At 37.8% G+C, this 14,495-nt stretch carries 12 protein-coding genes, 1 other RNA gene and 1 riboswitch; of the genes, 5 read left to right on the plus strand and 8 right to left on the minus strand.

The window, feature by feature from the left end; genetic code table 11:
• Position 1 precedes the first annotated feature (1 nt).
• On the minus strand, positions 2–544 hold the full coding sequence (locus GJS41_RS10355) for an FHA domain-containing protein (protein ID WP_154247291.1): 543 nt from the start codon (positions 542–544) through the stop codon (positions 2–4).
• The gene (locus GJS41_RS10360; RefSeq protein ID WP_154247292.1) at positions 541–1,347 is read right to left on the minus strand and encodes a PP2C family serine/threonine-protein phosphatase; all 807 of its coding nucleotides are present in this window, start codon (positions 1,345–1,347) and stop codon (positions 541–543) included. Before GJS41_RS10360 ends, GJS41_RS10355 begins: the two co-directional genes overlap by 4 nt.
• A 141-nt stretch (positions 1,348–1,488) precedes the next feature.
• Between GJS41_RS10360 and ssrA the strand changes: the two genes are divergently transcribed.
• Positions 1,489–1,838, plus strand: a transfer-messenger RNA (tmRNA) gene (gene ssrA, locus GJS41_RS10365).
• A gap of 138 nt (positions 1,839–1,976) precedes the next feature.
• Here ssrA and metX read toward each other — a convergent pair.
• A complete protein-coding gene (gene metX / locus GJS41_RS11605) occupies positions 1,977–4,202 on the minus strand; it encodes a homoserine O-acetyltransferase (protein WP_154247293.1) in 2,226 nt (741 codons plus the stop codon).
• Positions 4,129–5,457, minus strand: a complete 1,329-nt coding sequence (locus tag GJS41_RS10375; protein WP_154247294.1) for an O-acetylhomoserine aminocarboxypropyltransferase/cysteine synthase family protein — start codon at positions 5,455–5,457, stop codon at positions 4,129–4,131. The genes metX and GJS41_RS10375 overlap by 74 nt, the downstream gene beginning before the upstream one ends.
• Positions 5,458–5,565: 108 nt before the next feature.
• Positions 5,566–5,679, minus strand: a riboswitch (SAM riboswitch).
• A 347-nt stretch (positions 5,680–6,026) separates the two neighbouring features.
• Here GJS41_RS10375 and GJS41_RS10380 point away from each other — a divergent pair.
• From GJS41_RS10380 to GJS41_RS10395, 4 genes are all read left to right on the plus strand, one after another.
• Entirely contained in the window at positions 6,027–7,166 is a 1,140-nt protein-coding gene (locus GJS41_RS10380; protein WP_227551333.1) for a fatty acid desaturase, read from the plus strand.
• Positions 7,167–7,171: 5 nt separating this feature from the next.
• Positions 7,172–7,501 carry a 2Fe-2S iron-sulfur cluster binding domain-containing protein gene (locus tag GJS41_RS10385; RefSeq protein ID WP_154247295.1) on the plus strand — a complete coding sequence of 110 codons (330 nt, stop codon included), beginning with the start codon at positions 7,172–7,174 and terminating at the stop codon, positions 7,499–7,501.
• Complete coding sequence (locus GJS41_RS10390; protein WP_154247296.1) at positions 7,501–7,713, plus strand: hypothetical protein; 213 nt, start codon at positions 7,501–7,503, stop codon at positions 7,711–7,713. The genes GJS41_RS10385 and GJS41_RS10390 overlap by 1 nt, the downstream gene beginning before the upstream one ends.
• 136 nt (positions 7,714–7,849) lie before the next feature.
• Positions 7,850–8,731 (plus strand): bile acid:sodium symporter family protein, encoded by an 882-nt coding sequence (locus tag GJS41_RS10395; RefSeq protein ID WP_154247297.1) that lies wholly within the window; start codon positions 7,850–7,852, stop codon positions 8,729–8,731.
• 144 nt (positions 8,732–8,875) lie between these two features.
• Here GJS41_RS10395 and GJS41_RS10400 read toward each other — a convergent pair whose 3' ends face one another.
• The 4 genes from GJS41_RS10400 to tcdA form a co-directional block, all read right to left on the minus strand.
• On the minus strand, positions 8,876–12,004 hold the full coding sequence (locus tag GJS41_RS10400; protein WP_154247298.1) for a hypothetical protein: 3,129 nt from the start codon (positions 12,002–12,004) through the stop codon (positions 8,876–8,878).
• Between the two features lie 23 nt (positions 12,005–12,027).
• The gene (locus GJS41_RS10405; RefSeq protein ID WP_154247299.1) at positions 12,028–12,789 is read right to left on the minus strand and encodes an outer membrane lipoprotein-sorting protein; all 762 of its coding nucleotides are present in this window, start codon (positions 12,787–12,789) and stop codon (positions 12,028–12,030) included.
• Positions 12,790–13,022: 233 nt separating this feature from the next.
• On the minus strand, positions 13,023–13,523 hold the full coding sequence (locus tag GJS41_RS10410; RefSeq protein WP_154247300.1) for a DUF3016 domain-containing protein: 501 nt from the start codon (positions 13,521–13,523) through the stop codon (positions 13,023–13,025).
• Positions 13,524–13,585: 62 nt separating this feature from the next.
• The gene (gene tcdA / locus GJS41_RS10415; protein WP_370515696.1) at positions 13,586–14,365 is read right to left on the minus strand and encodes a tRNA cyclic N6-threonylcarbamoyladenosine(37) synthase TcdA; all 780 of its coding nucleotides are present in this window, start codon (positions 14,363–14,365) and stop codon (positions 13,586–13,588) included.
• Positions 14,366–14,495 lie beyond the last annotated feature (130 nt).

The raw sequence follows: 14,495 nt of genomic DNA on the forward strand, positions 1-14,495 counted from the left end.
ACTAGATGAGTAAGAAAATAATGACCAACAATGATATAGCCGCAATGGCTACCGCTGAAAATGCAAACCAGTTAGTGGCTGGTTTTTCAACCATTTCAACAACGTCACTTTCGTCGACTAGAGTGAATAAGAACTCCGTATGACCCACTTGAATTCTGTCACCGAAAGATAAAACTCTATCAGTAATTTTTTCACCATTAACAATAGTGCCATTAGAAGACAATAAGTTTAGAATTTTCCATTCACCACCTTGATAGGTAATTTGCGCATGGGTAGATGATGCCGCAGGGTCATAGATAGTGACATTATTGCCTTTACCACGACCAATAATATTTTTACCTTTTACTAAAACAAACTGCTCTCCAACATGAGGTTTACTAGTCGCAACTAAAGCAGCAACTTTTGTACCGTCATCTTCTTGCCGTTGGATTTCTTCAGCAATCATTTGATCAACTTTTTTAGAATCAAAGACTAATGTCCCTTGGGGACCTGCTTTATCTTCGCGGTATTGATTTTTATCTGTTGGTTTCTTTTCAGAACTCATATTTTTTCCTTCTTAAATTTTGAGAGCCAACTATTTAATAAGCTCTTGAAATCACCCTTAGGTTCTTTTTTCGGTTCTTTGATAGGTGAGTCTATTAAAATTAAAGACAGGTTGTCCTTTCCCCCATTTTCACATGCCATTTCTACTAGTTGCTCAATTTTCGCTTGATTATCTCTTGGCTGACGCAAACATTGAATTAACTCTGCTTCACTGACTTCTTCATACAATCCATCACTGACTATCAAAACCGATTGGCCAAAATCCCACTCGTGTTCAATCAAACCAATATCCAACTGATGCTTATCCTCAATACCCAGACATTGCGTGATAACATGACTTTGAGGATGATCTTTTGCTTCAACTGGGTTAAGCAAACCTGCATCAATGAGCTTTTGCACCAAAGTATGATCTTTGGTTAATTGGACTAAAGTCGATTCCTGAGAGCTCCATAAATAAGCTCTACTATCACCAACCCAAGCAATCTTATAACGTTCACCTTCATTTAAAAGAGTCACCACTGTGGCGCCTCTATCTTCAGCTTCATGACGATTATAAGCTTTGATCACTGAATGAGCTGAATGGACTGCGGTTCTTAAGTTACCGCCTTGTCTAATGGACTTACTGATTTCATCGATCACAAACTGACTGGCCTGCTCACCCTGAGCCAGGCCACCAACCCCGTCCGACAAAACCCAAAGTCCCAAATCTGCTGCAGCAAAAACTTTATCGTCATTGGTTTGACGTTCAATCCCTTGATGAGAAAGCATCGCAAAATTTAGTTTATTTTGATTTAATACCGACATTACCCCTCCTAGAAATTGAAGTTTAACTGCTTGAAATTATTATATATGTTAAACAATCCACAAATCGAAATTTAGAAATGAAAACTAGGTCCTTGAAATAGCTTGCGCGGGACCAGATATAACCTATAATCCCACACTCTAGGGGGCGACATGGCTTCGACGTGGATTACGAACCTCTAGGTGCATGTCGAGATGTTAGCGAATCTCGTAAAATCAAAGCTAAAACTTTATAGTTGCAAACGAAGACAACTACGCTTTAGCCGCTTAATCGGCTAACTGTCGCCTCTGAGCGTTCTTGGTAGGAGCTCGACAGTCATTACAGGGACTAGCAGGTAACTGTGCTCGGCAGCCAACTGCGAAACTATCCTCGAGATCGTCTTACTAAGCCTGCCCATCGGCTCGAGTTAGATTAAATTAAAGGTGGTTCTAAACATGTAGAGCCTAGAGCAGAGGATTTGCGGACGGGGGTTCAATTCCCCCCGCCTCCACCAAATTTATTTACAGCTTTCAATTACTTGATTCCTTTTGTGATTTTTAAATTGCTCAATCCAAACTTATTCATAGGTTGAGCAATAAAAATTTTATAACTCCTTAGTATAAAATTTCAAAAGTTGAAAATAGATTCCATATTAAACTTCATTTTCTTTAAATCTAGCTACAAAGAAACCATTGCTTAAATCTTGTTGAGACTCTAGTAAATAACCCAGTGGAATTTCAATATATCGAACTTCACCTAAGTCGCGAATAATTACTTGTTCATTCCATTCTGGCCAAGGGATATTTTTAACTCTTCTAATATAAAGTTTGATTACTTGCGCATAATCAAGCAATAGCGAGTCGTTAACTTTGTAGTCGTATTTATAGCCCTGATTAATAGATTGCAAATCCGATAAAACAGCCATTCCCGTTGCGATATCCCCTGCACCTTTACCATTATATAAAAATGGTTGGTTTTTATCTTCAAGTTGAATAGCGTTATTTTCATAATGAATATCGTATAACGGATCATCAGTAGTAATAAATTCAGGTAAGACAAAAGCGCCGATGAAATTACCTTTATTCTTAACTATCGAAGCTACTTGTTTTATTCGCCAGTTGTTTTCAATGGCAAAGCTTATATCCCTTTTATCGATGTTTTGAATACCCAGGTTAAGTAGTTCGTCTGGTGATGACAACAAGCCAAATCCATGTAATGCCAAGATTATAGCTTTATATTTTGCATCATAACCACCAACATCTGATGTAGGGTCAGATTCCGCAAAACCTTTTGATATAGCAGTATCAAGCGCTGCTTGGTAAGTTTTATCTTCAAACTCCATCGAACATAAAATGTAGTTTGAAGAACCATTTAAAATACCCCTAATCGACTGCATGGTTTCAATTTCATGGTAATCGTTCAATAATCTTAATATTGGGATGCTCGCAGCTACAGCGGCTTCATACAAAAAAGAAGCCTGACTACTTTTTTCTAACTCAACTAATTGCGACAAATTTTCAGCGATCATTTTCTTACTCGCGCTCACCAAAGACTTCCCATCTGACAAAGTTACCCTAGCAATATCTAAGGCTTCTTGATCATCATTTATACACTCAACAACAATAGAGGATAAATCCTTATGCTGTTGCCATTGAGTAAAGTCAATAGTCCGCTCAGAGACACTTCTGACCTTGTTTGAATTTTTCACAATAATTGAATCAATATTAGTATCTGAACTAGACTCTGATAACAGCTTATGAAAACCACTACCGACACAACCTAGACCGAATAAAGAAATATTTTCATAGACACTGTTAATCACGTGTTCAACACTCCCTTTAGAGTCATTTTTATAAAAATTTTCAATGACATGAGTTATAGCTTTTGACTCAACTAGAAATCCATCATGCCCAAACTCTGATGAGATATTCGCAAAGCTCGCATTAGAAATTGAATTAGCGAGATATTGAGATTCCTCAACTTGAAACAACAAGTCTGACTCTATGGCAATAACCAAAGTCTTAGCTTTGACCTTTTTCAAAGCATTCGATGTACCACTACGTTCTCTTCCTACATCATGACTATCCATGGTTTTAGTGATCGTCTGATAGGATCTTGCATCAAACCGTTTAACTAGTTTTTCGCCTTGGTAAGCTTGATAGGTTTGCGATAATCGATCCTTATTAAATTCAAAGTCATCCGACTGAGTTTTGTTATATATTTCCGAGTTACGATAGCTTAACAAAGCTATCGCTCGCGCAACTTTTAACCCACTCTCGGTATCCTTACCACTAGCTTCAATAGCTAAACGTTGAGTTTCATTAAATGCCGCAGCCCATGGAGATAACTTTGCACTAGTCGCTATTAGGATTAAATACTCAATAATATTTGGTTCTATAATTGCCCATTCTAAAGCTTGATGACCACCAATCGAACCACCAATTAAAGTATTAATCCTTGTTATGCCCAAATGCTTTCGCAGCTTTGCAAATGCATGCACATTGTCTCGAATGCTAATTGTTGGGATAGAGTTATTTCCCTGCAGATCAAAAGAGGTACCATAAGGCGATCCTAAAAGGTTTGCACAAACTATAAAATGTTTACTTGGATCGAATAACTTTCCCTGACCGACTAAACCGGGCCACCATTCATCTGGATTAGCATTAGCAGTCAAAGCATGGCAAACCCAAACCACATTAGATTTATCGGCATTTAGTTTTCCATAAGTGCGGTATGCTAGTTTTAAATTTGATACTGAACTGCCTGATTCCAATTGCAAAGGTTCTGCAAACTCTAAGAAATCATCATGCACTAAGTTTGTATTCCGATTCAACGGCTTCGAAGGCTTGTCGTATATCGTTTTTAATGTCGTTAACATGTTCAATTCCTACTGATAATCTTAATTGGTTTGGTAATACTCCTGCCGCTTTTCGCTCGCACTCACTAAGTTGCTGATGGGTTGTAGAGGCTGGATGTATGATTAATGTTTTTGCATCGCCGACATTTGCCAAATGACTAATGAGAGTTAGCGAATCAACAAAGTTTTTGGTTTGCTCTAAATCACCTTTAATTTCAAAAGACAAAACACCACCATAACCATTACGAAGGTATTTTTGAGCGTTTGCATGGTTGGCATTAGTAGATAAACCAGGATAATTTACTGAAACAACATTAGGATGCTCTTCCAACCATTGGGCGATAACCAATGCGTTCGAAACGGTTCGTTCAACCCGTAAAGATAAAGTTTCTAAACCTTGAAGCAGTAAGAATGAATTAAAAGGGCTAATGGCAGGTCCAAAATCTCGCAAGCCTTCAACCCGAGCACGTATCGAATAGGCTACATTTGGTAAGTTCAATGGGTTATTATCACCAAAAGTTTCCCAGAAGTTTAAACCATGATAGCCTTCTGAAGGCTTCGAGAACTGTGGGAATTTTCCATTCCCCCAATCAAAGTTACCAGCATCTACGATAACGCCTCCGATACTAGTACCGTGACCTCCAATCCATTTGGTAGCCGATTCAACAACAATATTAGCTCCATGTTTAATTGGTTGACATAAAAACCCACCAGCACCAAAAGTATTATCCACCACTAAAGGAATTTTATATTCAGTCGCTAATTCTGCTAAACGTTCAAAGTCTGGGATACTAAACCCTGGATTGCCTATTGATTCTACAAAGATTGCTTTGGTATTTGGCTGAATAGCCTCCCGAAAGGATTCAGCAGTGTCCGACTCAGCGAAAGTTACCTCAACACCTAAGCGCTTAAAACCAACCTTAAATTGATTGTAAGTTCCACCATAAAGAAATGGTGATGCCAATAAATGATCACCAGCTTGTAGAATATTATTCAAGGCTATGAACTGAGCTGCTTGTCCCGAAGCAACCGCTACCGCAGCCACTCCCCCTTCAAGCGCTGCGATACGTTTTTCAAAGGCATCGGTAGTAGGGTTCATTATGCGAGTGTAAATATTGCCAAATTCTTTCAAGGCAAATAAATTTGCGCCATGATCAGCATTATTAAAGACATAAGAACTGGTTTGATAAATCGGAACAGCTCTAGAATTGGTGGCGCTATCAGGTTCATGCCCGGCATGTAACTGAAGAGTTTCAAATTGGTATTGAGTTGTCATAAGGACCTCGTTATAAAATTATTGGGAATAACCCAGTTAAAATAACGGTTCCTATAAAGAGAATTAAAATATTACAAGCGCATGAAACACGCATAGAAAAGTGCTCTCTCTTTATATTCACCTGACGAAAATTCGTCGGTTCAGGAATTGGCACCTTACTTTCATGGAAAGCTGGTTGCCTGAGGGTCACAGAGCCTGTCTCTCACCTCATCGGTATAAAGATGCAAACCTTATTAAGGTTTACGTGTGTATTTTTAATTCATTCAATTATTAAAAGCAACTCTTTTTTTACATTAAGCCGTTACATGGTGGTTATGAATGAGTAACAGACCTCGTTGATTAAAAATATAGCCTGACAATATCTATCTTAATTTGTGTAGAATACAAAGTTTTCCAATTTCTATTAAAAACACTTGTACTACTTTTTAATTTTAGTATTATTTAAGTCAATCGTGATTTGATCCTATTGCCGCGATTTAAAAGAAGGTGCTAAAACGGAAAATAAATAATTCTACTCTGAATTCATATTTCCCCAGGATTTAACTTTAATAAACATTAGGAGTTTTCTAATGCGATTTTTCGTGAATGCACGATATTTAATCGTGCCTGTCTCTTCTATAGTGACGATTACAGGAGTCTTGCTGGGTGGAATTTACGCTTGGCTTGGCATGACTTTATTTGGTTTATATACGGTTGTTGATACAGTGACCAAAAATATTCGATTTAGGGCTGAAAAGGATGTTAATGGCAATTCATATGGCGTCAAAACATTTCAATACTTAGTGATGTACTTGATGTTACCGGTATTTATATTGCTGCAACTAGTACTCGCATGGCGGCTATATCAGTATACCAGCGGAATGCCGATTGAAGCTGCAAATATAGGTTTTTTTAATTATCAGCTAGGGATTTCTGGGTTGCATTTAATTGGTGCAACTATCTCAACCGCACTATGGGCAGGGCTTGGAATCATCTACGGCCATGAGTTGTCTCATAATAAAAAAGAGGGTTTCTTTGTTTCGCGTTTGATAATGGCGTTAAGCGGTGCATCACACTTTACTTATGCTCATGTTTATAACCACCACTTGGATCTGGGGCATGAAGATGATCCTGCAACAGCACCAAGAGGTCGAAATGTTTATTGGCATGCTTGGTTATCGCATGTAGGTCAATCAAAGTTCTCTTATGATTTAGAAAAAAACAAGTTTAACCGACAAGGAAAATCGACTTTTAGTCTTAAAAACAAATGGATTTTGGGTTATCTATACAGTTTGCCATCGATATTTTTATTCGTATGGTCAGGTGGATTATTAGGTGTTATTGCGTTAATTATCGTTTGGACGATTTCTAATTTCTTATTAGAAGCGCTGAATTTTATGGGACATTACGGCTTAATAAGACAGGAGGGAAAACCTGTTGAACATCGACATTCATGGGATAACGATAATGTTTTCACCAGTTGGTTTTTTATCGAAATTGGTCGTCAAGGTGATCACCACGTTAGAGGTGAAACCTATTTTTGGGAGCTCGATGATGTTGGGGCACCAAATTATGGCATAGGTTATTTCTCCCTGTTCATTTTAACGTTAGTACCATTCGTATTTCGTAAATTTGTAAAGCACTTACTTGAAGACTGGGATAATAACCATGCAACTGATGAGGAGCGCTTGATTGCCAAGAAATTTACATCCATTGGTATCGAGAGTTAAAGCAGATGTTTGGTTTATTTGACAAAGCAAAAGAGCACACTGCTTACATTAACGATGAATCCTCTCCGCTAATGCTTAAAGTTGAAAAAGGCAAAACCCTATTAAATGCAGCTTTAAGCTCAGGCCTCCCATGGCCTCATCGTTGTAAAGTAGGTAGTTGTGGCTCTTGTATAGCCCAAATTTTATCAGGAAAAATAAAACCACAAATTGATTTTACCTATGTTCTTAATGCTGACGAAATTGCTAACGGATACATTCTAGCTTGTCAGTCAGAACTATGTTCGGACGTTAGAGTAAAAGTCAATTTGGACAAAAGCAAAAAGAGGAGTAAATAATGAAAAGTTTCAAAGCCTTTATTATCATGGTACTTTGGACAGCATTAATCGGTTATGGCCTATATACTGTCGAAGCTCATTGGCATTATCGCAAAATAGAATGGGCATTAGCAATATCGGTTATTCTATTATTAACGCATATGTCGAATATGGTGATTTACTTTAAGTTAACCAATAAAGAGCCCTATCAGTGGTTTAAGAGCAATAATTAGTATAAAAGAAAAAACCTCTTCCGAGCTTTTAGCTTGGTAGAGGTGGCCGCTTCAAAGAATCTAGAATTAAGTAACTCGAAGCCTGACTGATCATTAACATTTAAAGCTATACTATCAATAAAACGGTAATGACTTTATGCAAGAAACAATCCTTACCACTATATTCCTGCCATCAGCCTTGTTTATCATCATGCTGGGCATGGGCCTATCCTTAACCCTGGCAGACTTTAAAAGATTATGGCTTTATCCTAAAGCTATAACACTTGGTCTAGTAGGCCAGATATTGCTACTGCCTTTATGCGGGCTCTTGATCATTCAAATTTTTAATCTTCCTCCAGAGCTTGCTGTAGGAATTATGATCCTAGCAGCATGCCCAGGCGGTACCACATCCAACCTTATTAGTTATTTAGCCAAAGGGGATATGGCTCTTTCTATTAGTTTGACCGCTATCAGTAGTTTGCTTACTACCTTAACCATTCCCATTATAGTATCGATGTCTTTAGTGTTTTTTATGCAAGCAGAAAAAAGCATAGAACTGCCAATTTTTAAGACCATAAGCACTCTCTTTATGGTGACCATTCTACCGGTAATTATAGGAATGTTAATCAAACGAAAAGTTCCAAAGTTTGCTAGCAGACAAGAAAAAATGGTAACTATTTTTTCTATTTGCTTTATGACCTTACTCGTCATTGGAATTATCTTTCAACAACGATCAGTTATCCTCGATGCTATATTAGAGCTAGGTCTATCGACATTAAGCTTAAACTTACTAACTATGTTAGCTGGATTTTCAATCGCCAAAGCTTTTGCTTTAAACTCTAAACAAACGTTAACCATTAGTATTGAAATTGGAGTCCAAAATGCCACCCTTGCTTTTTTAGTTGCATTTACACTTCTTCAGCAATCTAACCTTGCAATCCCTGCCGCCATTTATTCTCTAGCCATGTATCTTACCAGTGCCATTATCATTACTCTTAGTTATAGAAAAAAACATATTAGGTATGCTTCAAAAGAGTAGTACCGGTTTGACCTGTTCTTCCGTATTGCCGTCTTTCACTAGTATGGCTAAAGCTGCAATGAAGCTTTTAACAGTGAAATAAAAAAGCCGCCAATATAAAAATTAGCGGCCTCTAATATCTTGCAATGTAATTAACTACTACATTTAACTATCGATAAACTCATCAAAGGACTTTATTCTTAGTCCTTTGATATTATTGCTCGATGCCAAAGATAGCAACTTACTTAATTCATTCCCTTTCATACCATTCAGCTTTTTAGTAGCTTCTGACAATTCCTTTTTGAGTAATTGTAAGTTATTAATTTCAGCTTTAGATGGAGCTACAAAACTACCTGAAACTTTTCCATATAGTTTCGATATTTTTTCACGTAACTGAGGTTCTACTGAGCCTACATAGTTATCACCCTTAGTAATGACGAGAGTGTCCTTTAATTGATTAAGTTTTTCAATTACAGGTTGAGCTTGCGCTTTCACATCACCATTGATCTTAGAGAGCTCATTAGCTTTAGCAAGATACTCATCAATCTGATAAACCTGATAGGCCAAATCTTGACTCATATCATAAAGATCCATTGTTGTTTTTTGCAAAGATTTTCGTTCCTTTGATTTCAACAAAGAAGACTTATCATTGACTAATTCAATCTCAGACTCGTATGTTTTCTTACCTTTAGTCATAACCACCTTGTAAGTACCAGCAGGAACTTGCGGACCGGTAAATGCACCAAATGTAAAAGTCTTACCCTTTGCAACTTTAGGTGGCTTCATACGGCCATTCCAAGAAACAATATTAATACCTTTCGATTTGCCTGCGGGTAAATCAGCAATTTTATCGCCTGATTTGTCATAAAGCTCTATTTTCATTTTTCCAAAAATATGACGCTTCTTGAGTAAGTACTTTAATTGGGCCTGACGATTTGGGTTCGGTCCAACAAACTGAGTTTCTTTACTACCGCCACCAAAACCACTTTCCTCAATAATGGTCGCAGGTTTTGTCGCAAAAAAATGTACATCTTTTTCGAGATTTTCAGCAGTAACTTCACGCAAAGGACTTATATCATCAATGATAATAACGCCCCTTCCATGTGTTCCCATAACAATGTCATTAGTTTGCTTTTGTAATTCAATATAATGAACCGCTGTACGTGGCATATTATTATCAAATAAACTCCAGCTTTGGCCACTATCGACTGTTACATAAAGTCCGAATTCAGTTCCTAGGAATAGTAAATCAGAATTAACGTAGTCTTCTTGAATATTACGCGCAAATCCATAAAGATCATTACTCCCAATATTGCTCCAAGTTTTACCATAATCCGTAGTTTTATAAACATAGGCCGATGTATCGTTATTAGTATGCCCATCAAAAACAGCGTACGCAGTTCCTTTACCATGCACACTAGCTTCGATATGCGCTACCCAAGTATTTGCAGGTAATCCAGGAATGTTCTTAACAACATTGCTCCAAGTTTTACCACCGTTCTTACTTACTTGAACGTTACCATCATCAGTACCTACCCATAGTATTTTCCTATCGAGTGGCGATTCTGCAATTGTAAAGATAGTAGTGTGGTTCTCTGCACCAGAGTTATCCGCCGATAGACCACCAGAATCTTCTTGGTTTTGTTTAGCAGGATCATTTGTTGTTAAGTCGGGAGAGATTTTCTTCCAAGTATCTCCCATGTCATCCGACACATGCACAAATTGACTACCAACAAACAGACGATCTGGCTTGTGATGACTTGTCTCTATAGGAGTGTTCCAATTGAAACGCAACTTAGGATCACCCTCCTCCGCCAATGGTTGAATGGTTTTGGTTTGGTTTTGTTTAATGTCATATCGCCAAATATTTTCGGCGCCCTGCATTTCTGAATAAACGATATCCTTCGTAGGGTGCTTCAAAACCCTAAAGCCATCGCCAAAACCAACTGAGTTCCAATCACGAGCTTCAATACCACCAGGGGAACTTGAAGGACCATACCAAGAGCCATTATCTTGTAAGCCACCATATACGTTATAAGGTTCTTTATTATCAACACTGACATGATAAAACTGAGATACTGGAATATTCTCAACAATTTCCATCGTTGTACCACCGTCCCAAGTACGGTAAACCCCACCATCTGTCGCTACAAACATTCTATCCGAATTATTTATATCGAAGACAAAATCATGTATGTCAGCATGCATGCTGCCTAAGTTCCTAAAGGTTTTACCACCATCACGGCTTATTGAGCCACTTAAGCCGCCTTTTGCAACTACATCAGGATTTCTTGGATCTACAACTATCCTAGAAAAATAAAATGGTCTAACAACTAATTCAAAGTCATTATTAAGATGTTTCCAACTTGCGCCAGCATCATCAGAACGATATAAACCTTTATCGGAATCTTTTTCAGTTTCTAAAACTGCATAAAGTCGCTTGCTATCAGAAGGAGCTACCGCTAAGGCTATACGCCCTAATTTTCCATCAGGGAATCCTTTGTGGATCTTCTCCCAACTTTTACCTGCATCAACTGATTTATACAAAGCACTTTCTAACCCTCCAGAGCTAAAAGACCACCCTGTACGTCGGAATTCCCACATAGATGCGTACAATATATTAGGGTTATTTGGATCCATAATAAGATCAGAAGCACCCGTTGTAGCACTTACATATAAAATTTTATCCCAACTTTTACCTCCATCAGTTGATTTATACACACCCCGTTCGTCGCTATCACCCCATAAGGCGCCTAATACTCCAACATAGATCTCGTTAGGATTATTTGGGTTAATTTCAATACTCGATATTCGCTCAGAATTTTGAAAACCTACTTTCTCCCAATTAACGCCACCGTCAGTTGACTTGTAGAGTCCATCACCTACAGAAACACTGTTTCTAGTCCAAATTTCACCGGTACCAACCCAAATATTCTTATCCGGTTTAGTAGGATCAAGTGCTACAGCGCCTATCGATTGCGGGTGATCGTCAAAAATGGGTTGGAATGTGGCTCCACCATTTGAGGTACGCCAAACTCCTCCACCAGCAGTGCCAGCATAAAAAACTCTATCGTTGGTGGGATGGTTTTCCAGATCAATAATTCGCCCACTCATTAAAGCAGGACCAATTTGCCTTGCTTTGAGATCACCAAACAGTGACTTCCCTTTAAGTGGGATAAACTTTTTATTTTTATCACTTTTAACTGATAAGCCTGTAATACTATTAGCTTCGGTAATAAAACTCACAGTAAGAAGTGAAGCAGCAACACTAGCTGCGACTAATATTTTTCTCATAATGTGCTCCTAAGCTTATTCAGTTATTTATTCTTCTCGTCTGCTTTTGGCATTGAAAATTCGCTAGGATCTACATCAACATTTAACTCAATAGTTTTTATTTCTATAGGAGCCGACTGACCACCTTTAATCCCTTGAGCAATAGAAAATGGGAAATACAAACCTTCCACTTCTTGAAAGTCACTAGCCTTTACTTGGCTTATTTGACCTTTTGCAGGACCAGACTTAATCTCCGTTTCTTGAACTAATGGAATCATTGAATCTTTATCAAAGTAATAATAAGTAACGTCATCCACTTTCTTACCTTCAATCGTCACAGGCTCTTTAGTTAACTTCAACTTGTAAGTTTCTACGCCGTCGATAGTCTCTTCGCCTAACATTTCTAGGCTATACCCTTTTTCTTTATAATTATAAAGTGCATCAGGAAAGTCATTAATATTTAACTTTGTGTTTTCTGTTTGTTCACTATCTGCTTTTTCGGCCTTCATGGTCATGAAGTTTGTACTCCACACAGTTTCCCCATCAAAAACGCCTTGTTTAAGCTTCTTTCCTTGGAATTCAAACTCCATGTAAGAACGACCATCTTTCATTTGAACTAAAGTCACAGGAAATTTCATGCTCCCCTGGTTAAATTCACCGGTCATTCGAATGCTTTCTACTTTACCCCAGGCCTCAAGCCCCCCGGTATTTTCAAAGTAAGTATTAATAATTTCATCTTTGGTTACTTCAGCCATAGCAACGCTGCTCATAAAGCCTGCCGCTAATAATAATGCGAACTTTTTCATTATATTTCCCTCAAGGTTGATAAATTAACTTAATGATTCTAACTCAAACCTTGTCTCAGACTATTACAAAGATGTTAATAAATATTTCTCAATAAAAACTGTGCAGGGCAGTATAGACAGCGTACTTGATATAAGCAGTTAAATAGCAACTATAGGATTTTCTTAAGAACAATAAAAAAGGAGGCTATAGCCTCCTTCTGGTTGTCGGATTTCCATATCTCACTTCTTTGTCACTAACTCGAGAATTTTTTCTTGAACCAATCTGTTAATAATCGTTTTTCATAACCTAGATAGTCTCTTGCAATTTGTCGAGTACGGATTTTATTCTGAAATGCAAGGTCCTTTAATTCAACATTACCAGAACTTATAGTTTGTTCATTAACATCGGTAACGCGATAAGTGAATTTTATCTTCGGATAATCAATCGATTTAACGATTCTATTTTCCCGAAAGTTGTTAAGGCCGCTAGCATTGCCAGGCAACACACGCCCGGCCAAGTCTAAATCTTCTACTTTAATATATAGCTTTTGCGAATCAGGCAGCCTTTTTGATAATTTAGCAAAGTGTTTCTCTAAATTTTTAAACACTCTCTTTTCAAATTTTTTTTGACTGCCATCAATAGCTTCTACATCAGTATAATTTTCGGGGTTACTCCACTCTACTGACGAGTCTGCAAAGACTTGTATTGGAAATATTGTCAGCAATGAAAGAACAAGTACTTTAAATCGTTTCATAATCTTCTCATTTTATATTGCTCTTAATAATTTGACATCACAACCTCATCAATAGTTACAACTTATTTCACTGATAACCTAGATAGAACGTGACCTACAGCAAAGTTTGCAAAGGAAGCAGTAACATGAGTTACAGAGCCTATGCCTACATCACAAGCCAATTTTAACGCACGCTCACTGTCAGGTTTGGCTTGTGTAATAGTGCCATCAGGCATGGGGTAGGCGGCCTGCTCTGTAGAATAGACACATGGTACTTGATATTTACGTTTTGGATTTCTAGAGTATTGGTAGTCATATCGTAAGATAGAGCGAGTTTTGGCCAACAACGGGTCGTTATGCGTTTTGGTTATATCCGCTATCCCTATTTGAGTGGCATCTACTTTGCCGCCTGCTCCGCCTACGCAAATCAATTTAATTTTACTACTTTTACAGTGGCGAATTAAGGCTGCTTTACTACGAGCGCTATCAATGGCATCAATAACATAGTCAAATTCCTTGCTGATGTATTGCCCAGTGTTTTCTGGCTTTAAAAGATCTTCAATGACTGTCACTTTACAATCAGGATTAATTTGCTTAATCCTTTCAACCAACACTTCAGCCTTACCTATTCCAATGGTTGAATCTAAAGCAACCAATTGTCGATTAATATTGGTTTTACTTACATCATCAGGATCAATTAAAGTGAGTCGTCCAATACCTGAACGAGCTAAAGATTCTACTGCCCAAGAGCCAACGCCGCCAACGCCTATCACACAGACATGACTAGCTTGAAACTTCTCTAGACCTTTACGCCCGTAAAGCCTTTCAATTCCACCAAATCTTTGCTTAAAACCCTCTGCCACTATCTAACCTAGCTTTATCTAAAATATCAGTCTATTTACAGTAATTATAACAGCCAAAGCGAAGGGGTTCACAAAGGATCATAACTAAATTTGTAATGAATCACTTTCTAAATGCATAAAAATGGTTACA

This window comes from Kangiella sp. HZ709 (genome assembly GCF_009674675.1).
Lineage (GTDB): Bacteria > Pseudomonadota > Gammaproteobacteria > Enterobacterales > Kangiellaceae > Kangiella.